The sequence below is a fragment of the Nocardia sp. NBC_00403 genome, assembly GCF_036046055.1.
GTDB lineage: Bacteria > Actinomycetota > Actinomycetes > Mycobacteriales > Mycobacteriaceae > Nocardia.
The window spans coordinates 6017480-6036601 of sequence record NZ_CP107939.1; the positions used below are offsets into that span (position 1 = coordinate 6017480).

The 19122-nt window shown below is 66.1% G+C and carries 16 protein-coding genes; 6 read left to right on the top strand and 10 right to left on the bottom strand.

From position 1 onward, the window contains the following. From OHQ90_RS26820 to OHQ90_RS26850, 7 genes are read right to left on the bottom strand one after another with little or no spacing between them, the layout of a single operon-like run. On the bottom strand, positions 1 to 669 hold the full coding sequence (locus tag OHQ90_RS26820) for an FHA domain-containing protein (RefSeq protein WP_328402030.1): 669 nt from the start codon (positions 667 to 669) through the stop codon (positions 1 to 3). After that, positions 669 to 1955, bottom strand: a complete 1287-nt coding sequence (locus OHQ90_RS26825; RefSeq protein WP_328402032.1) for a vWA domain-containing protein — start codon at positions 1953 to 1955, stop codon at positions 669 to 671. The genes OHQ90_RS26820 and OHQ90_RS26825 overlap by 1 nt, the downstream gene beginning before the upstream one ends. Further along, positions 1955 to 3088 (bottom strand): PP2C family protein-serine/threonine phosphatase, encoded by a 1134-nt coding sequence (locus OHQ90_RS26830; RefSeq protein ID WP_328402034.1) that lies wholly within the window; start codon positions 3086 to 3088, stop codon positions 1955 to 1957. Before OHQ90_RS26830 ends, OHQ90_RS26825 begins: the two co-directional genes overlap by 1 nt. Then, the gene (locus tag OHQ90_RS26835; protein WP_328402035.1) at positions 3085 to 5448 is read right to left on the bottom strand and encodes a serine/threonine-protein kinase; all 2364 of its coding nucleotides are present in this window, start codon (positions 5446 to 5448) and stop codon (positions 3085 to 3087) included. The genes OHQ90_RS26830 and OHQ90_RS26835 overlap by 4 nt, the downstream gene beginning before the upstream one ends. After that, a complete protein-coding gene (locus tag OHQ90_RS26840) occupies positions 5445 to 6632 on the bottom strand; it encodes a hypothetical protein (protein WP_328402036.1) in 1188 nt (395 codons plus the stop codon). Before OHQ90_RS26840 ends, OHQ90_RS26835 begins: the two co-directional genes overlap by 4 nt. Next, positions 6629 to 7600, bottom strand: coding sequence for a glutamate ABC transporter substrate-binding protein (locus tag OHQ90_RS26845; RefSeq protein ID WP_328402037.1), 972 nt, complete (start codon positions 7598 to 7600; stop codon positions 6629 to 6631). The genes OHQ90_RS26840 and OHQ90_RS26845 overlap by 4 nt, the downstream gene beginning before the upstream one ends. Continuing rightward, positions 7597 to 8868: a hypothetical protein gene (locus OHQ90_RS26850; RefSeq protein WP_328402039.1), complete on the bottom strand. Its 1272-nt coding sequence runs from the start codon at positions 8866 to 8868 to the stop codon at positions 7597 to 7599. Before OHQ90_RS26850 ends, OHQ90_RS26845 begins: the two co-directional genes overlap by 4 nt. A 443-nt stretch (positions 8869 to 9311) precedes the next feature. On the opposite strand from OHQ90_RS26850, the gene OHQ90_RS26855 reads away from it, so the two are divergent. The 3 genes from OHQ90_RS26855 (at position 9312) to OHQ90_RS26865 (ending at position 11898) form a co-directional block, all read left to right on the top strand. Beyond that, a complete protein-coding gene (locus OHQ90_RS26855; protein WP_328402041.1) occupies positions 9312 to 9839 on the top strand; it encodes a hypothetical protein in 528 nt (175 codons plus the stop codon). Continuing rightward, complete coding sequence (locus OHQ90_RS26860; RefSeq protein ID WP_328402043.1) at positions 9836 to 11413, top strand: hypothetical protein; 1578 nt, start codon at positions 9836 to 9838, stop codon at positions 11411 to 11413. Before OHQ90_RS26855 ends, OHQ90_RS26860 begins: the two co-directional genes overlap by 4 nt. A gap of 74 nt (positions 11414 to 11487) precedes the next feature. Continuing rightward, positions 11488 to 11898 carry a nitroreductase family deazaflavin-dependent oxidoreductase gene (locus OHQ90_RS26865; protein WP_328402045.1) on the top strand — a complete coding sequence of 137 codons (411 nt, stop codon included), beginning with the start codon at positions 11488 to 11490 and terminating at the stop codon, positions 11896 to 11898. 4 nt (positions 11899 to 11902) lie between these two features. Here OHQ90_RS26865 and OHQ90_RS26870 read toward each other — a convergent pair whose 3' ends face one another. Both OHQ90_RS26870 and OHQ90_RS26875 read right to left on the bottom strand, forming a co-directional pair. Continuing rightward, on the bottom strand, positions 11903 to 13276 hold the full coding sequence (locus OHQ90_RS26870; protein WP_328402047.1) for an FAD-dependent oxidoreductase: 1374 nt from the start codon (positions 13274 to 13276) through the stop codon (positions 11903 to 11905). Positions 13277 to 13310: 34 nt separating this feature from the next. Beyond that, entirely contained in the window at positions 13311 to 13580 is a 270-nt protein-coding gene (locus tag OHQ90_RS26875; protein ID WP_328413462.1) for a hypothetical protein, read from the bottom strand. A gap of 197 nt (positions 13581 to 13777) precedes the next feature. Here OHQ90_RS26875 and OHQ90_RS26880 point away from each other — a divergent pair, with 197 nt between their 5' ends. Both OHQ90_RS26880 and OHQ90_RS26885 read left to right on the top strand, forming a co-directional pair. After that, entirely contained in the window at positions 13778 to 15937 is a 2160-nt protein-coding gene (locus tag OHQ90_RS26880; protein ID WP_328402049.1) for an MMPL family transporter, read from the top strand. Between the two features lie 85 nt (positions 15938 to 16022). Further along, positions 16023 to 16292: a metal-sensitive transcriptional regulator gene (locus OHQ90_RS26885; RefSeq protein ID WP_328402051.1), complete on the top strand. Its 270-nt coding sequence runs from the start codon at positions 16023 to 16025 to the stop codon at positions 16290 to 16292. 175 nt (positions 16293 to 16467) lie between these two features. On the opposite strand, the gene OHQ90_RS26890 is transcribed toward OHQ90_RS26885, so the two are convergent. Further along, on the bottom strand, positions 16468 to 17328 hold the full coding sequence (locus tag OHQ90_RS26890; RefSeq protein WP_328402053.1) for an SDR family oxidoreductase: 861 nt from the start codon (positions 17326 to 17328) through the stop codon (positions 16468 to 16470). 400 nt (positions 17329 to 17728) lie between these two features. On the opposite strand from OHQ90_RS26890, the gene OHQ90_RS26895 reads away from it, so the two are divergent. After that, positions 17729 to 19114: a bifunctional lysylphosphatidylglycerol flippase/synthetase MprF gene (locus OHQ90_RS26895; protein WP_328402055.1), complete on the top strand. Its 1386-nt coding sequence runs from the start codon at positions 17729 to 17731 to the stop codon at positions 19112 to 19114. Positions 19115 to 19122: the final 8 nt, after the last annotated feature.

Genomic DNA, 19122 nt, shown 5'->3' on the forward strand with positions numbered 1-19122 from the left:
TCACGCGAGTTCGGCGGACACCGTGATCGTGGTCCAACCGCCGAGGTGAATACGGTCGCCGCTGCGCAAGGGGACTGCCATCTTGGGTGTGATCAGCTCGTCGCTGCCGTTGAGGCTGGTGCCGTTGGTGGAACCGAGGTCGGTGATGCTGAGGCCGTCGGCGGCGACGTGGATCATCGCGTGCGCGCGGGAGATGCCGATGTCGGCGGGCGCGAGGCCCAGATCGATGTCGGGTTCGAGGCCCTGTGAGACGCTACGTTTGCCGATCAGAATATCGCCCTCGCGCAGGGTAATTCGGCGCTCCGGGTAGAACGCGGGGAAGCCGACCTGATCGGCATCGGGGCCGTCGCGGGCGACCACCCGGTCATAGAAGTCACGATCAGCGGTGATCGTCGCTACCCATGTCACCACTCCAGAGATTCGGGCGGATGGGGTCGCGGGATCAGATTCGGCAACTCCCGGTTCCGGCCGCGCGGGGGCGGCCGGAACCGGGGCGGGCAGCGCCGAATCATGGCCGCACACCTCACAGAATCGGCCACTGATCGGCGCACCGCAGTACGGGCATTCCGTGGTCGGCGCAGGCATGACCGTCGCAGGATCGGCCAGCGGCAAGCCACAGACATCGCAGTAGTCGGTGGCGACGGAGTGATGGCCTTCCGGACAGACCATCACGCTTCCTTCCGCACCCGTGCCGTCTTGGTCGAGCGCGCGTCCAGCGCCATCTCATCGGCGGCTTCGACTTTGGCGCGCAATCGCACCGTCCCGTTGTGTTCGTCGACCTCCACGACTCCGCGCAACAGCTTGGCCGTCCCCTCATTGCCGGATTCCGCGGCCAACTGCACCGCTCTGCGCAGCTTCGCCGTCGCGGTGTCCACATCACCGTTCTTGCGGGCGGTCAGCCCCTCTTGGACAACCTGTGCGAGCTCGGCCTGACCCGTGTAATGCGCTACCCGCCTGCTGATTCGGGCCGACAGCTCCGTTTCGGTGGTCCACACCGCGCGGACGAGCCCTTGACCGACCACCTCCGCACCCGCGACCACGCTGATCCTGGCCGCCAGCTTCTCCCGGCCGGGCGCGGCGGGTTCCACCCGCACCTGCACGTGATAGTCCCGGTCCTCCGCCCCCCACGCCCCGAGCGGGTACTCCCCCACCTGCGCACCGGATTCGGTACGACGCGCAGTCAGGTCCTCGATGGTCGGTGCGACCTGTTTGACGAACTGCACCGCCGCGCCCGCAGGCGTCCAGACCCGCAACGTCAGCTCCGGGATCGCCTTGGTCATCGCGGACTGCGTCATGGCGGCGAAGTCGACGGCCAGGTGGGCCGGGTCGGAGACGATGTCGACAGTCCCGTGCAGCGCCGAGGCGATGGCGCGCAATTCGTCCACCCGCCAGTCGGTTCCGACACCACGGCAGTCGCAGGTGAACATTCCTTCGGACTGCCGGATCTCGGCGGCGAGCGCCTCGGGCTCCTCATGTTCGTTCTTGCCGTCGGTCAGCAAAATCGCATGCACCAGCGCGCCGGGATGCATAGTTGCCAGCTGTCGGGTCAGTCCGAGCCAGGTGCCCATCGCGGTGCCGCCGGTGGGCCGCAGTTTATCGAGGTGGCGGCGCGCCGCGGCCCGGCTCTCCCGGCTTGCGAGCACCGACGGCGTGTCAGTGGGGAACACCAGGCGCGCCATCGAGGTGCCCTGCACGATCGCAAACTTCGCTCCGTCGGGCAACACGTCCAACGCCGCAAGCGTGGCTTTGCGCGCTTCGTCGAATTTTCGCGCCGTGCCCATCGACCCGGAACTGTCGATGATGAGGATCTCCACCCGGTCCGGCGACGGCCCCGCGGCCACGAAATCTGCCCCGGTCTCGATGGTGACGACGGCATCCACCGTGCCCGTCCCTTCGGCCAGATACTCGTTCTGGTCGATCGCTACCGAAATGCCGTTGCCGTCAACCGAACTCACTACTTTTCTCCTGGCTTGTCGGGCTGCCCGACGGGCACAAGCGCAACGGTGATGTTGTCGCTGCCGCCGGAGCGCAACGCGAAGTCGACGAGCTCGCGCGCGGCGAGCAGCGCGGTGGCGGGGGTGGTGGCCATGCCCGCCAGCGCCTCTGGATCGGCCTGGTAGTTCCACAGCCCGTCGCTGCACAGCAACAGGACGCCGGGGCCGGTGGTGCGCAAGGTCCGCACACAGGAGTCCGACCACGGTTTCGGGTCGCTGTCCGCGCCGAGCCAGCGCAGCAGAGTGTGAGCGCGCGGGTCCTTCATGGCGGCCGCTTCGTCCATGGCGCCGGCGTCCACGAGAGCCTGTGCCCACGAATCGTCGGACGACAGTCGCTGGGACGGCGCCGCATCGCGGGCCTGCGGATCGCGGGCACGCAACCAATAGGCGCGGCTGTCACCGACATTCGCGACGGTGATCTCCGCTGTGCCGTCGCCGAGTCGACGCACGACGGCCGAGACGTAGGTGCACGAGGGGGCGTGGCCGTCGTACTCACCGATATCGCGCACTGCCGTGGCAGCGGCCGCGAGTCCAGCCATCACCGCATCCTCGGCGGAGCGCGAGTCACCCAACGCGGCGACGGTGGCATCGACGCCGACCCGTGCCGCGGCACCCGATGCCGCCTGCGGATCCTCCGACGTAGACACCCCGTCGCAGACGACGAGCACCATCGAGGCACGCTGCCACGGGGTTCGGCCCGCTACGACGGCAGCGGCGACCGCATCCTCGTTGCGAGCGTGCGCGATACCGCGATCGGTCACGACACACACCGCACCCAGATCCGCCTCGCACCGGTCCGGTTCGGGACGCAGTTGCCCGCAGTCGCGACAGTAGCCGTCGGCGTCGTAATGAAGCCCGCCGCAGCCGTCGCATGTCGCTGCCGTGTCCGGGTCGGGCTGCGGCAGGGCGACCCGGCGCAGCCCATGGGCGATCAGCGCACCGAGCTCACGACCGCAGGCTTCGCAATAGCGGTCGGCCGCACTGACACTCGCGGCGCATCCCGGGCACCTGGCCGCTGCGGCGGCCTGCCTGCCTGCGTTCACGGCTCCACCCGCGGGCGCTGTATCTATGGTTCGCTCCTTACGCTCGCTCACAACGTCGTCCTCGGCCGGATCCGGTTGGCCCGATCCACCAGTTCGAAACGCGTCCACATATTGTCGGTTTCGCGAGCCAGGTCGCGATAGCACCGTTCCAGTCCGATGCGCACACCGTCCTGGTCCAGGCGCGCGCCGAGCAGCGTTTCATGCGCCGAAGGCACTTTGCCCGCAGCCAGCCAGGCCAGTGCGGCGTCGAGCACCCGCATCCGAATCTGCGCCCCACGGCGTTTGGAGTCCAGCCGCAGCCGCTCGACCCGAGCGCCCGCGTCCCACAGCAGCGATTCGGACAGCTCGGCCGCCGCACGCCCGGTCAGCATTGTTTCCACTGCCGCGATCCGGGCCTCGGAGTGCAGCGCCGATGCGGCGTCCACCTGGTCGAGCGCAGCCACCGCGCCCTCGCGGTCGCCGCGAGCCCGACGCAGGCGAGCAAGGCCGAATACGGCACTGGCAAACGAGTGATCAGTGCGCCACACCGTGTCGTAATAGCGCGATGCCTCCTGGGGCGCCGCCTCCGCACCGGCCAGTTCGGCGACGGCCGCCAATGCCAGTTTCGGCGCAGCCTCACCGGGCAGCGCGGCGTATACGGCATCGAATTCTGCCCGGGCCGTATCGAAATCCCCGGCGAGAAGCCGTGCTTGTCCGCGATACCAGGCCAAACGCCAATCGCCGGGCAGGGTTTCGGCAAGCCCGTCCAGTCGTCGTTCGGCCCCCGCCGAATCTCCCACCTCGAGTGCCGCGCGCACCAGTCGCAGCGGGATCTCCACCGACTCACCGCGCTTGGTGACGACCGCCCGCAGCCCCGCCTCGAAGGCGCTCGCCAATTCCGCAGGCGTACTCCCGGTTGTGGTGGCCAGGAGCGCGGCGCCGCTGTCGCCGGGGTCGACGAGCGGAACCGGCAGCGCCGCAACGACTGTGCCCGGTGCCACCACGGCGTCCGCGCCGACGCCGAACACCGCACGCGGCGGCCCGAAATACGCCGACATGCCCGGTCGTGGCACCCCGTCATCAGTGCTGAGCACCTCGCGCAGCACACCGGTGAGCTGGTCGGCCATCTCCTCCGTCGAGGAGAATCTGGCTTCCGGTTCGGCGTCGGTGGCGCGCACTAGGAACCGGTGCAGCGAATCGTATTTCGACAGCAGCGGTTCGGTGGCCGGTCCGGGCAGTTCGCCGAAGTGCCCGCCCTGCTGCGGCACATTCATCACCAGCACGGCGAGGGTACGTCCCACCGTGTACACCTCGGTGGCGACTGTCGGTCCGGACTCGGCGATCTCGGGAGCCTGGTATCCGATGGTGCCGTAGATATTGCTGTCCTGATCGTCCATGGCGATCACGGCGCCGAGATCGATGAGTTTGAGCTGCTCATCGGTCTGCATCACGTTGTCGGGCTTGAAATCACAGTAGGCAAGGCCGAGCGAATGCAGATAACCCAGTGCGGGCAGCATCTCCAGGATGTAGGCGATCGCCTGGGCGGGCGGCAGATAGCCGCCGTCGGTGTCGCGGCGGCCGCGCAGGATCTGCTTGAGCGAGGTGCCGCCGACGTACTCCATGACGATGTAGCCGACGGCAATGCCATCGGGTCCGGTGTGTTCGACGAAGTTGTGAATCTTGACGATGCTGGGGTGCTCGACCTCTGCGAGAAACCGCTTCTCGGCCATGGCCGCCGCCATCGCGTCGACATCGCCGGAATTCAGCAACCCTTTCAGGACCACCCAGCGGTCGCTGACATTGCGGTCGGTCGCCAGATAGATCCAGCCGAGCCCGCCGTGTGCGAGACAGCCCGCCACCTCGTATTGCCCACCGACCAGATCGCCCTTGGACAGTTTGGGAGTGAAGGAGAACCGCGTGCCGCAGTTCGGGCAGAAGCCCTCGGTACGGCCGGGCACTCCATCGCGGCCGCGGCCGACCGCTCGTTCGCACTTGCCGCAGAACCGCTTCGACTCGGCGACCTCGGGGATTCTCATGATCGCGGTGGCCGGATCGATGCGCGGTACCCGCGGCACGTCGACCATGCCAGCACCGAGTCGTCCCCGCGCACTGGCCTTCGACGACGTGGACCGACCGGTGCGCACCGAGCGCCCCGACGATCGGTTGGTGCCGGTCGAGGCGGACCGAGCCGAGGTCGCCGAGGTCGTGGTGCGCACAGCAGGCGCGGTACCGCATTCGTCGCAGTAGCCGTCGACAATGGTGCCCGTACAGCCGGATTCCGCGCACGCAGCGCCCTCGGTGGACACCGGATTCGGCACGGACACTGCGTTTTCCGACGCCGCGACCGATGTCGCCTCGGCGGGCGCCGTCCCGCACACCACGCAGTATCCGTCTTCGATGGCTCCGCCGCACCCCAGCTCCTGACAGATCATGGTCGTCTCCCCGATTTCTCGCCGATGAGCTGCTGGTAATCGGCGACCGCCCGGGTGACCGCCGCCAAATCGCACGGCTTGCGGGACAGCAGTCCCGCGGCAATCTGCGAGGCGGACAACAAATCTCGATCCTCGCCGATTCCGAGCCGAGCCGCCTTGGCTTGATAGGCGGCCAGCCGCCCGCGCAGTTCGGCACGCCGGTCGAGCAGGCCTTGCGCCAGCTGTTCAGCAGTGCCCGCATCGGCGATGGCCTCGGCAATCCGGCGGCGCAGCGCCAGCAGCGTCGCAGCCGCACCGGGATGCGCCGACAATGCGTCCAGTTGTGCGCCGAGGGTCGCGGTGTTGTCGGCGGGCACCGGCAGCGATCCCGCCAGAATCGTGCGCTCGACTTCGGCCCTGGCGTGGGCGGCGCGCTCCCGGGTCGCGCGCAGTGTGTCCCACCGGCTGCGCGTCTGCGCGACGGCCGTCGGCCAATTCGCCGCCATCGCGGCGAGTTCGGCGAGGACGGTGGCGTGGTTGCGGAGCATGTCGCTCAATTCGGCGATACGCGCGTCGATCTCGGGCGTGGTCAGCGCGAGCGGGTCGGTGGCCGAGCGACTCAGCAGGTCGGCGATGCCGTGTTCGATCACACCCAGCTCGGCGATCGCCGCTCCCCCCGCCTTGTCCAACTCCTCTTGCAGCGGCGCGAGGCCGGACATGGTCCGGGTGTTCACCGCATCGACCGCGTCGAAGAATTCGGCGATCCCCGGGAAGGTGGCCCGCATGCGGTCCACGGTATCGGCGAGCCCGACGAACAGCACCTGTTCGCTGGGACCGGTCAGCGAACGTTGCGCCATCGGTATCGGCGTGCGTGACGCCTCATAGGGTCGTCCACGCAGCAGCCTGGTCACCTCGGCGCGTTCGCTGTCGTCGAGCCGGGCTCGACTGCCGCGCACGGTCCGCGCCGAATCCAGCATCGAGCGCAACCTGCCGAAGTCCTCCCACATCATTGCGAGCGCGTCGCGCACCGGTTGCCACCGCTGCTCGGTGCGCCCGGTCGGCGGGAAGCGGCGCAGCAGCATGTGTCCGGGATGCTTGTCCAGTTCCAGCAAGGTGGCGGTGATGGCGTCGAGTTCGGCTGCGCGGGCTGCCAATTCGTGATCGATCTCGGCGACGGTGAGCGGCTGCATGGTCGCCGCACTCACTCTGTGTACCGGGGCGCTGGCGGGCCGGGCGACGGGCCGAGTTCGCCGAGTCCGGCGTTGTAGAGGCGCTGCCAGGTGCCATCGGTACGGAGGCGCTCGAGGACGCCGTTGACGAAGCGGACCAGGTCGGGGTTGCCCTGCGCGATACCGACCGCGTACGCGCCGGTGCCGATCTCCGCCCCGACGACCTCCAGGTTGCGATCCTGCGCGACCAGTCCGAACAGGATCGGATCGTCGCCGCTGATGGCGTCCACGTTGCCTTGTTGCAGTGCGGCAAGGCAATCGGTCCAGTTGCCTGCGCCCATGATGGTCGGCCTCTTGGGCAGTCCGAACAGTGGACCGGGCGAGGTGGTGCCGCGGGTGACGCACACGACCTTGTCCGCGAGGTCGGCAGCGGTCCTGATCCCGGAGTTCTTGGGCACGAGAATCCGCTGCGCCGCACGGTAGTAGACCCCGGAAAAGTCGACATTCCTGCGGCGTTCGCAGGTGGCCGAGAAGGTGCGCACGACGAGGTCCACCTGTTTGTCGCGCAGTGCCGGGATGCGGTCGGCTGCCGCGACCGAACGCAGCTCGATCTTGTCCGGGTCGCCGAACAGGTCGCGGGCGATCTCCCGCGCTATATCGATGTCGAAGCCTTCCAGCTGGCCGCTGGTCGGGTTGCGGAAGCCGAACAGATAGGTGTTCTGGTCCACACCCACCCGCAGGCGGCCGGTCGCGACGATCGCGGCCATCGGCGACCCCGGCGGCATCGCGCCGGGTCTCGGTAGCGGTCCGGGACGCAGGCTCGCCTCGGGGTTACAGCTGTCGTCGGCCTCTGATCCAGGCGCCGTGGTGATCTCGGTCAGGTCCGGCCGCGGGTTCACCGCCGCCATCCTGGTCGGGTCCGGAACCTTCGCACCGGAACCGCATGCGGTCACCAGTGCGCTCATGGCGACCAGCGTCGCGGCCAGCAGCAGCCTCGTGTTCACAGGAACTCCTTCAGCCGCGACCACAATCCGACGGCGACAGCGACCGCCGCGAACACCATCAGCAGCAGAGTGCCCGACGGACTGAATGCCAGTGACCCGCCGGCGAAATCGACACCCTTGCGCAATTCTGTGCGCGCGTCGGCGAGTTCGTTGCGCAGTGCGGCGTCGAGGTCGGCGAATCGCGTTGCCGAGCTCTCGGGCGCGGAACCGATGGCCTGCGCCACCGCCGCCGGATAGTTGGCTGCCTCGTAGGCGTCCTTCTGGCGAGCGTGCCCGACCTTCCAGCTCGCCAGCGCCCCGGCGGCGGCCGAATCCGAACCGATCGTGTTCTCCAGGCGCGCACCGAGCGCGGCGGTGTGTTCGGTGAAATCCGCTTCACCGGCGGTGATATCGCCACGGGTGATCAGCTGTAGCGTCTCGTCGGTGCGGGCCTGCTGGGCCAGCATCCTGGCCTGCGCCAGCGTCTCGAATCGAGTGCTTGCCCCGGACCTGCCGATGTCCACCCCGCTCGCCGCGACAAGGACCGCGGCCACCGACCACAGCAGGACGACGGCCGTTGCTCCGGCCGCGGTGGCGAGGCCGAGGTTCATGCGCCGATTGGTCCGCTGCAGCAGCACGTATGAGCCGACGCCGCAGGCGGCCGACACCGACAGCAGTAGCGCGATGCTCGTCAGCGGCAGCGCCCCGATGTCGTTCTGGTCGCCTCGCACTGCGGCGAAACGGTTCTTGCTGAGTTGTTCGGCATTGGGCAGCAACGAGTTCTGCATCAACATCGATGCCTCGCGCAGGTAGGCGGAGCCGACCGGGAAGCCTTGCCGGTTGTTGGCGCGAGCGGTCTCGACCAGCCCCGTGTAGGCGGGCAGGTCGGCGGTGATGCGCGCGACGATCGATCGGGTCTGCGCGTCGGAGGCGCCGGTGGTCGCTTCCGCCAACGCGCCCGCCGCATCGGCGAGCGCCTGCTGATATCGCCCGCGCACCTCCGGCGATTCGATACCGCCGGACAGGAAAGCCGCCGCCGCGGAGGCGTCGGCGGCCGACAGCGCGACGTACAGACTCTGCGCCGCATAGGCCAGTGGTTCGGTCCGCTCCAGCACGATATCGCGGCGAACTATCTTGTCGCTCAGCTGATTCGCGGACACGAATCCTGAAAACACACACAGCACAACGGTGACGACCAGCACCGCGCCGATCGCGCCAGGAGTCGTCGTGGCGAAGCGCCGCAACCACCGTGCCCCGTCGTGTATGGCCTCCGGTAGGCGAACTCCCACACCGCCCCCCTTCATCCACCTGGCGGGTGCCTTCGATCGCGATAGTACGGGAGTGCTGACAGGTTCACGTTGCGAACGCCGGCCCGTTAGGGCGGCAGGAGAATCAGACGACGCGCCCATAGACCGGCGACTGCTGCTCCATCGCGATGCCCGACTGCACGCAAGCAGCTGGAACGGGCTCGCCGGGTGGCGAGCCCTACATCGCAGATCTGGCACTTCGGATCAGGGAACCGACCGCCTGTCCATCCACCTGCTCGACGCCGCACCGCCACCATACACGGCCGGCACAACGCGGTCCCTACTTCACGCCTTCTTTCCACGAACGCCACCGATAATTAAAAATAATCGAACACTCGACTTCCCAAAGATGAAGAACCACGAGGGTGCATTCCCAGTTTAAGCTGGCCTACTGGTTGAGGAGCTGGGCCATAAGGAGGATGCATATGAGCGAGGATGATCCGGGTGGCAGTTCCGATAACCAAAGCTTATGGCTGGACCCCGCAAACTTCCCGGCGGCAAGTAGAGGCGTGGTTCTTGCGTATGATGATATTGCAGAGATTCCCTCGCAAATGATCTGCATAACTCCGGGCACCGTCGATGTCTTCGGCAATGCAGAAATCCGAGCTGCATGCGCATCATTCCATGATGCATGGAAATCCGAGATTCAAGTATTGAATTCAGCGCTTCAGAAATTGGTTGGACTGCTCCCGGCGGTTGTTGAGAAATACGAAGACACCGATATCGAGGCGGGCTTATCTATATCCGGAGCCCCGCCCTTCGATTCCCCGCCTATCGGCTTCCCGCCCTTCGATTTCCCACCTGTCGTCTCCCCACCTGTCGTCTCCCCACCTGTCGTCTCCCCACCTGTCGACTCCCCACCTGTCGACTCCCCACCTGTCGACTCCCTGACTACCAGCAATCCACCAGACCACGAAGGTCGCTCAACGGACGGAAACCGAGCAAAGGAATGAGCGCAGCGGAGGCCCTGAGAATCGCATTGGACCTTATAGATAGAAATCCGGAGCTGATCTCGACTTCGCCATCCTTATTGGCGCGCGTTATCGATATCGCACTGAAACCACCCGCCCTCGGTGGATCGCCAGGAAAGATCACTGCACAGGAGGAGTCCTACGATGCGGTGCACAAGGTGCACGCTGAGGCCGCCCAGAACTTGGGCAACGTGTCCACCCGAGGCCTGCCTGCAGTGTGGCGAGGTGCGGCAGGTCAAACCGCAGTACAGGCAGTTCAAGCGCTGGTTATCGAATCCATGAAAACCGCCATGTCATTTGAAGGTGCAGCAGCGGCACTGAAGACATGGGCAACTGAATTAGCGCGCGCACACACCCTTGATGAGCACGGTCGAACATCTTTGCAACAAGCCAGAGACTATCTGATATCGGCCGGACCACATGCGACGGCGCCGGTGGCGACCCTTTCCCCGATCAAAGATCTGGCAGCATCCGGCTGTTACGACCGCCTGAATGCCAGTATGGTTTACGATCATGCAGCGGCAAACACAGTGAGCGCCCTCAAGCAGCACACCGCCACGGCGCGGGCCCGACTGATAAAAGCAGCGGACGTCGACCCACTTTCTGCCATTACGCTGGCAACCAATAATCCTGATAGGATTACTCCGACCGCGCTGACCCGAGGCTCTCAAAGAGTCAATAACATGTCGGCAGAGGATCGCAGTGCATTCGAAAAGCTGCTGGCCGACTCCAAATCCCCAGAGGAGGCCGCCTATCTCTGGAATGCCGCCGCCTCGGGGTATTCATTGCGCGATATCCAGGAATTCTCGGCCATCATACACCCACATGGCGATGACAAAGCCTGGCTGCAACAACATTTAGAACCCGAACTCAATAGTTCCGATGCCTTGTTCACACGTCGGAGCCAACCCGACTACAACGAGACCACGTCGTTGCCATGGCAATCAGACGGATACGACACCCCCATCTATAGCCAAGGCCCTATCGGCGACTGCGCCCCAGCTTCCACGGTCGTGGCGCGCGCCACCATCGACCCGGTTTTCATGTTGGGACTCTCCACTGGTCAGGGACCAGCTGCAGTTGGTGGCGCGACAGCAGGCGACAACAGCCCTGCCGCATTCCAGAAGCGACTGCAATACGCCTACACCTCCAACAACGACACCTACCTGCAGACCCTGTCGACCAGCGGTCTGGACCCCGGCTTGACTCAACTCGACAGCCACCTGCTCAGACCGGCGACCGGAGCGGAGTACGACGTTCGGGATGTGACCGACGCCGCGACACGCGAGGCAGTCTTACCCAAGATCGAGGAGGCGGTGCTCTCCGGCAAGCCGGTCCCTGTCGACGTGTTTGCCAACGAGGGCGATCGGCCGGCACATCAGCTGGTGATCATCGGCGCCAAAGACGACATGCTCGAGGTCTACAACCCATGGGGATACACCCAATGGGTGCCAAAACAGCAGTTCGTCAGTGGATCCTTCGGCGCGCCAACCGCCGACGACGCAGCACCCGTCGGCGGCATGCCGACGCCCTACATCGTTCAGTTGCCGAAATGAGTCGCCCCAGAACAGGAATTCCCGGACCTGCCATGGTGTTGGCGGAGGAAAGCAGCCGAAACGGACGGGAACACATGAACGACTTCAATGCCCAGATCATCGAGGAATTCCGAGCGAACGACGGCAAGGTCGGCGGCATGTTCGAGGGGGCGCACATGGTGCTCATCACGACCACCGGCGCCAAATCGGGACGCCAGATCCTCAACCCGCTGGTCTATCTGCCCGATGGTGAGCGGGTAGTGATCATCGCCTCCAACGGCGGCGCCGACAAGCACCCGGCCTGGTACCACAACCTGCGCGCGAACCCCGAGCTCACCGTAGAAATCGGCACCGAGAAGTACCCGGCAAAGGCGGAGTTCGTGACGGGTATCGAACGCGATGAGCTGTACGCGCGGATGGTGGAGATCCTGCCCGGTTTCGCCGAGTACGAAGCCAAAACCGAGCGGGTGATCCCGGTGGTCGCGGTGTATCGCCGAGCGGCCTGAGGCGCTATCCCCGCCGCTGGACGGCCGCGACCGCCTTGCGCGCGGCCACCAGCACAGGGTCCCAGACCGGCGAGAACGGCGGCGCGTAGCCGAGATCCAGTCCCGTCATCTGCTCGACGGTCATCCGTGCGGTGAGCGCGACCGCCGCAATATCCACGCGCTTGCCCGCCCCCTCACGGCCGACAATCTGCACGCCGAGCAGGCGGCCGGTGCGCCGCTCGGCGATCATTTTCACCGTCATCGTCGCCGCGCCCGGGTAGTAGCCCGAGCGACTGGTCGATTCGATCGTCACGGTGACGAACTGCAGCCCTGCCGCGCGAGCGTCCTTCTCACGCAAGCCGGTTCGCGCGACCTCCACGTCGCACACCTTGCTGACCGCGGTGCCGACGACACCGGGGAAGGTCGCATACCCGCCCCCGATGCCGGACCCGATGATCTGGCCGTGCTTGTTGGCGTGCGTGCCGAGTGCGATGTGGCGTTCCAGACCCGACACCAGGTCGAACACCTCCACGCAATCACCGCCCGCCCAGATGTTCTCGTGGCCGCGCACCCGCATCGCAAGATCGGTGAGCAGGCCGCCGTGCTTGCCGAGCGGCAGCCCCGCGGCCTCGGCCAGTGCGGTCTCCGGACGCACACCGATGCCGAGCACAACCACGTCGGCCGGGTACTCGCACTCCGAGGTGACCACCGCGCTCGCCCTACCGTCCGCGCCGATGCGGATCTCGGTAACCTCGGCGCTGCTGACGATCTCGACACCCATGTCGCACATCGCGATTCGGACCAGCGCGCCCATGTCCGGGTCGAGGGTGGACATCGGCTCGTCGCCGCGATTGACCATCGTGACCTCGAAGTCGCGCTTGATCAACGCCTCCGCCATCTCCACACCGATATAGCCGGCGCCGATCACCACGGCCCGCTTGCCGTCGGTCCGCTCGAGAGTTTCGATCAGCGCTTGGCCGTCGTCGAGGGTCTGCACACCGTGCACCCCGGGTGCGTCGATACCGGGCAGCGGCGGGCGGATCGGCCGGGCGCCGGTGGCGATCACCAGTTTGTCGTAGTCGGTCCATGATTCCCCGCCGGGCTCGAGATCGTGGGCACGCACCCGGCCGGCCGCGACGTCGATCTCCACGACCTCGGTACGCATCCGCAGATCGATATCGCGGGATCGATGCTCCTCGGGGGTGCGCGCGACCAGCTCGTCACGCTCGGCCACATCCCCCGCCACCCAGTACGGGATCCCGCAGGCGGAGAAGGAGGTGAAGTTGCCCCGCTCGAAGACGACTATCTCCAGCTCGTCGGGATCTTTGAGCCTGCGCGCCTGCGACGCCGCCGACATCCCTGCCGCGTCGCCGCCGATGACAACCAGTCGCTCTCTCATAGCGATCACGCTACGTCGGACCAGGCACGCAAGATCAACTGGTCAGCGCTGGACCACCTGATAGCTCAGGTAGATCGGGGTCGAGGATGATCGTGGTGACGGTCAGTTCCCCGTCGGCGCACTGACTGCGCAGGCGCTTCCCGTCGAATTTTCCGACGCTGGTCTTGGGGACTTCGGTGCGGAACGTCCACCGTTCGGGCAGTTGCCTAGCGCCGGCGGTGCCACCACCGCTGCCGACCGGGCTGACCCGAGTGCCCTTGGCACCACTGCGATTCCGGAACCGTAGCGCGTACTTGGCCGACATGGGCGCCGCACCCGGACCAGGTCGTTTTCCCGCAGGTATGACAGTTGACGGGGTAGCACATCAGCGGCTCTCCTCGCGCTCGTTGGTGATCGGGCGACCCGACCATGGTGTGCCGGATGCCACTCTTCACCTGTATACCCCCTGGGGTATCTTGGTGATGAATCCAATATACCGCAGGGGGTATGAAGGAGGCAGTAATGACCGACGTGGTTGTTTCCCCGGATCACGACACCACACGCCCGGTTAACGCCGGTGGGGCGCTGGGCAGGCTCGGGGCCATGATGGCGGGGCGCGCGCGGATCGTGTTCGGCGCTTGGCTGCTGGCGTTGACCATTCTCGGCGCGGCCGCGCCGAGTGTGTTCACATCGCTCGCGGGGGCGGGCTGGCAGGCGAATGGGGCGGAGTCGGTGCGGGTGCGCGAGCTGGCGCAGCAGCACTTCGGCGGTAACTCCTCGGCGGCGGTGCAGGTGGTGGTGCATTCCGACACCGCGAATATCGACAGCACACAAGCGCGGCAAGTACTCGGCGACATCACCGATATATTTACCAACGACGCACGCTTCGGCGAAGTGATCGCGCCGCAACCCGGGACGTCGATCAGCCCCGACGGACACACCGGCATCCTCATCGCGGGCGCGAACGCCTCCACCGACGACATGGTGAAGGCCGTCGACGACCACAAGGACACGCTGACCGCGTTGTCCGGCAACGGGATCGAGGTCTACCCCACCGGCGCCTCCGCGCTGTGGAGCGACTTCAACGAAGCCAACCACAACGCCATGATGAAGGCAGAGATGTTCTCCTGGCCAGTCACATTGGCAATCATGGTGCTGGCGTTCGGGTCGCTGGTAGCGGCCGGGCTGCCGCTGCTGCTGACCATGGCGGGACTGGTCGCCTCGGCCGGTGGACTGGTGCTGCTCAACCAGGTGACGCCGATTTCGGTGTGGGCCATGAATTTCGCGATGATGTTCGCCCTGGCACTCGGCATCGACTACGCCCTGTTCATCGTCGCCCGCTTCCGCGACGCGCTCACCAATACCCCTGGCGCCAAGGCGGCAGTCGCCGAGACGATGGATACCGCGGGCAAAGCCGTTGCGCTGTCCGGACTTACGGTCCTGGTCAGCCTGTCGGCAGTGCTGATCGTCCCCGCCCCCGCCGTGCGGACGATGGCGGTCGGGATCATGTTCGCGGTGGCCTTTGTGCTGCTGGCCACTATGACGTTGTTGCCCGCAGCGCTGGGAGCGTTGGGCAGCAAGATCAACGCCGGTTCGCTACCGCACGCCGAACACCAGCAGCATCGTTCACCGCGATTCGCGGCATGGGGCCATCTGCTGCACGACCGCCCGTGGCCGTTCGCAATCGGCGCGACCATCGTGTTGATCGCCCTGTCGACCCCAGTGTTCGGACTGAAGGTGGCCATGCCCTCCATCCAGGTCGTCCCTTCCGACGCGCCGGTGCGCCAAGGTTATGAACTCGTCCAGGCTCAGCTGGGTAACGGTGCGCCGGGCATGTTACAAATCATCACCCCGGTCGATGAATCCGCACAGGTTGCGCAGGCAGCCAAGGGGGTCGACGGGATCAGCATGCTCACCCCGCCCCAGCCCGCACTCGACCACAGCGGACTGGTGATGATGCAGGCGCTGCCGAACGTCGACCCGTCGGACTCACGGATGGGCGAAATCCTCGACCATTTGCGCGACGCTCTACCTTCCGGCGCGATGGTCGGCGGCGCACCCGCGGAGAACCTCGATCTGCAGCAAGCCCTGAACGAGTACTTCCCGATCATCGTGGGGATCATTCTGATCCTCGGCTTCATACTGCTGCTGATCTCGCTGCAGGCACCGGTGATAGCCGCCCTCGGCACTGTGGTCAGCCTGCTCTCGACGGCAGCGGCCTTCGGCGTGGCGAAACTGATCTTCCAGGACGGACACGGGGCAAGCTTGCTCGGCTTCACCCCGCAGGGCTTCCTGGATGGCTGGGGACCGGTGTTCTTCTTTGCCATGATCTTCGCGATCGCGATGGACTACACGGTATTCCTGCTGGCCACCGCCAAGGAGCACTACGAGCTCTCCGGCGACCCGAAACTCGCCCAAGTCGACGGTCTCGCACACTCCGGGCGGGTGATCTTCGCCGCCGCCGCGGTGATGGTGGCAGTGTTCTTCACCTTCGCACTCGCCGACCCGCTGCCCCCGAAGGAGATGGGCATCATCCTCGGCGTCGCGGTCCTGCTCGACGCGGCTGCCGTGCGGCTGGTGCTGCTGCCGGTACTGCTGCGCCTGGCCGGGCACAGTGCTTGGTGGTCACCGCAATGGCTGCGAAGGCTGCTCCCTTCGATCAGCTTCGCCCACCACCGATAGCACCGCCACAGGCTCGGTGCGGGCCAGGCCCGTGGATACCCCCAGGGGTATGATCGAATGAGGTATTCGACGAAAGGAATACGCCATGGTCGGCAATGAAGAGGCTATCTCCCTCGTGCTCAACCGGCTGCGCCGCGCACACGGCCAACTCGCCGGAGTGATCTCCATGATCGAACAAGGTCGCGACTGCAAGGACGTCGTCACCCAACTCGCCGCGGTCTCCCGCGCACTCGACCGCGCGGGCTTCAAGATCGTTGCCACCGGCCTGCGCGAATGCCTCACCGGCGACACAGCCGACGGATCCGAGCCCATGACCGAAGCCGAACTCGAGAAACTCTTCCTCGCCCTCGCCTGAACAACCCCGAAATCCGGGGGCACCGACATGATCGGATGACACGCATATGGCGCAACTACCACGACATCATCCATCGCGCGCATTGTTCCACTGCCGGCAGGCACCGTCGTGCTGATCAGCACGCTGCTGGGTGATGCTTCGTCGACGCGAAGCCGCTCGAATGAGCTGTGGGTTATCAACGTGCGCCGACTGCGGCTTCCTGGTCGAAGTAGCGGGTCATCGCCCAGTTCATGCCGCGCATGGCGAGGTTGTAGGAGGGCGGGAAGTATCGCTGCGCCCAGTGCCCGACCCGGATGTCGGGCGAGGTGTAGACCAGATACCGATTGCGCTCCACACCGCGCACGATGGACCGTGCGGCGGCTTCCGGGGTGACCGCGTGGCGCATGAAGAGCCCGATGGCGCGCTGCACGGTGGCGTCGGTGCGGTCGACACCGGCGATGTCCACGCTGTCGACCATCGGCGTCGACATCGCACCTGGCACAGCGAGGCTGACGCCGATGCCGTGGCGGCGCAGATCGAAACGCAGTACCTCCGAGACGCCGCGCAGGCCGAATTTGCCGGCGCTGTAGGGCGCATGCCACGGCAGGCCGAACAGTCCCGCGGCCGAGGACACATTCAGTAGGTGACCGCCGCTGCCCGCCTCGATCATGCGCGGCACGAATTCCTCGATCACGTGGATCGGGCCCATCAAATCGATATCGATCGTCCGCCGCCACTGGGTGTGGGTGAGCCGGTCCACCGCACCCCAGGTGGCGATCCCCGCTACGTTCATCACGATGTCCACGCTGCCGACCACGGCATGGGCTTCGGCCGCGAGCGCGACCACCGCGTCGTAGTCGCTGACGTCGGCGGGGGCCGCGAGATGCACGGTGCCACCGGCGGACTGCACGTCGGCCGCGGTGCGTTGCAGACCGTCGTCGTCGATATCGGTCAGGATGACCGAGGCGCCCTTGGCAGTGACCGCCAGTGCGATGCTGCGGCCCAAGCCACCTGCGGCCCCCGTGATCAGGCAGCGCTTGCCGCCGAACTTCGTCATGGATCAAGACGATAGGCGTATATGAACAGCGTTGTCTATAGATCGGCCCGTACTGTCTCGGACACAAGACCGCCACGGCAACTCGGGGCGCGCCGCAGCATGACCGCGATTTCCACCCACCAACGACCTCCTCGGCCCAGGCCCGAGTGCCCGAACAGGGACCTATTCGCCCTCGCTCGATAAGCCGGCATAGCCATCGGGTGTGCAACCGCGCATGCTGGAGCAATAGCGCCGGACAGCGTTAACACAAATCGTTTCCATAGCGAAGGAATGTTCGAGAGCCTGTCACATGTTCGGCCTAGTGTGGCTTCGGTCCAGGATCATCAGGAGGACCAAATGGGGAACCTGTTCGTGAATGTGCGGCAGACGCGGACTCGACTGGTCCGGATGGGGTACCGGCGTGGCTGAGGAGCGGCAGACAGCGGCACAGAGCCTGACCACGCTTGCCGGGTACCGGCAAGCGACCTTCACCGCGACACCTGCCGTCCGCCCCATCCTGACCGCCGCATTGCTACTGCTCAGCGCAGCACTCGTGTACGAAGCCGGGCTGGCTACGCAGGAGGGCGTCGATCACAGCTGGTTTGTCGCGGCCTCGATCGCCGGACTGTTCGTGGTCCGTGGCCTGCACCTGCGCAGGCCGATCACATTGCCGCATCTGACGATCGCGGTGTTCGTACTCGCGGCCGCCAATGCCGCCTATCGCGTCTCCCACCCCGGGGTCGGGTTCGCCTTCCTCGCCTCGACCGGTTTCATTCTGATGCTGGCGCAACCGAGCAGGCCACAGCCACAGCAGCTGTATCGGGTGGCCGAGCTGGTCGGACGGACCGAGCGCGATCCGCTGGCCGCATTCGCCCTGCATTCGTCGAAAAGCTACTTCTTCAACACGAATTCCTCCGCCGCGATCGCCTATCGCACCCGCTTCGGCATCGCTGTGGTGGCGGGCGATCCGATCGGTGAGCGCGCCACATTCGCCGAATTGATCTCGGAGTTCTCCGACTTCGCCGCCAACAACGGCTGGCGGATCGCGGTGCTCGGCGCCGGTCCCGAAATGGCGGGCATGTGGCGGCGCCGCGCCATCGAGCATCGCGGGCTGCACGCGATCCCGGTCGGGCGCGATGTGGTGATCGAGGTGGACAGTTTCGCCATGGTCGGACGAAAGTTCCGCAATCTGCGCCAAGCCGTGAGCCGCACCCACAACTTCGGCGTGACCACCGAGGTGGTCAGCGAAGCCACGCTGAGCGAGCCGCTGCGTGCCGAACTGCTCGACATCGTCGACGAATGGCAGCACGGCAGGCAGACCCGCGGCTTCTCGATGATCCTCGATCATCTCCTGGACGGCCGAAACCCCGGCATGCTCGTGGTCATCGCCCGCGACGCGGACGGGCGGGTCGCAGGTTTCCAGCGCTACGGTGTGTCCGGCCGCGGCCGAGAACTGAGCCTCGATGTCCCGTGGCGGCGCAAGGACGCCCCCAACGGCCTGGACGAACGGATGGTCCTCGATCTGGTCGAGTACGCCCGCACCCAGGGTATTCAGCGAGTCTCTTTGGCCTTCGCGCCTTTCCCCGAGTTGTTCGCCGACAAGGACCGCTCCCGCACCGCCACGCTGATCTATGCGTTCGTGCACCTGGGCGATCCACTGATTCGACTGGAATCGCTGTATCGGTTCCTGCGCAAGTTCCGCGCGCTGTCCGATCAGCGCTTTGCCCTCATCCGCTGGCGCGAGGTCCTGCTGGCCGCGGCCGCACTGCTCACGCTGGAGTTCGTTCCACACCGCAAGGAGTACTGAGCGCCAGC

What these genes read in the sequence shown, in the direction of transcription:
- OHQ90_RS26820 (WP_328402030.1), bottom strand. Translation starts at nt 669, where the DNA reads ATGGTCTGTCCGGAAGGCCATCACTCCGTCGCCACCGACTACTGCGAT.
- OHQ90_RS26835 (WP_328402035.1), bottom strand. Translation starts at nt 5,448, where the DNA reads ATGATCTGTCAGGAGCTGGGGTGCGGCGGAGCCATCGAAGACGGATAC.
- OHQ90_RS26855 (WP_328402041.1), top strand. Translation starts at nt 9,312, where the DNA reads ATGAGCGAGGATGATCCGGGTGGCAGTTCCGATAACCAAAGCTTATGG.
- OHQ90_RS26860 (WP_328402043.1), top strand. Translation starts at nt 9,836, where the DNA reads ATGAGCGCAGCGGAGGCCCTGAGAATCGCATTGGACCTTATAGATAGA.
- OHQ90_RS26865 (WP_328402045.1), top strand. Translation starts at nt 11,488, where the DNA reads ATGAACGACTTCAATGCCCAGATCATCGAGGAATTCCGAGCGAACGAC.
- OHQ90_RS26870 (WP_328402047.1), bottom strand. Translation starts at nt 13,276, where the DNA reads ATGAGAGAGCGACTGGTTGTCATCGGCGGCGACGCGGCAGGGATGTCG.
- OHQ90_RS26875 (WP_328413462.1), bottom strand. Translation starts at nt 13,580, where the DNA reads ATGTCGGCCAAGTACGCGCTACGGTTCCGGAATCGCAGTGGTGCCAAG.
- OHQ90_RS26880 (WP_328402049.1), top strand. Translation starts at nt 13,778, where the DNA reads ATGACCGACGTGGTTGTTTCCCCGGATCACGACACCACACGCCCGGTT.
- OHQ90_RS26885 (WP_328402051.1), top strand. Translation starts at nt 16,023, where the DNA reads ATGGTCGGCAATGAAGAGGCTATCTCCCTCGTGCTCAACCGGCTGCGC.
- OHQ90_RS26890 (WP_328402053.1), bottom strand. Translation starts at nt 17,328, where the DNA reads ATGACGAAGTTCGGCGGCAAGCGCTGCCTGATCACGGGGGCCGCAGGT.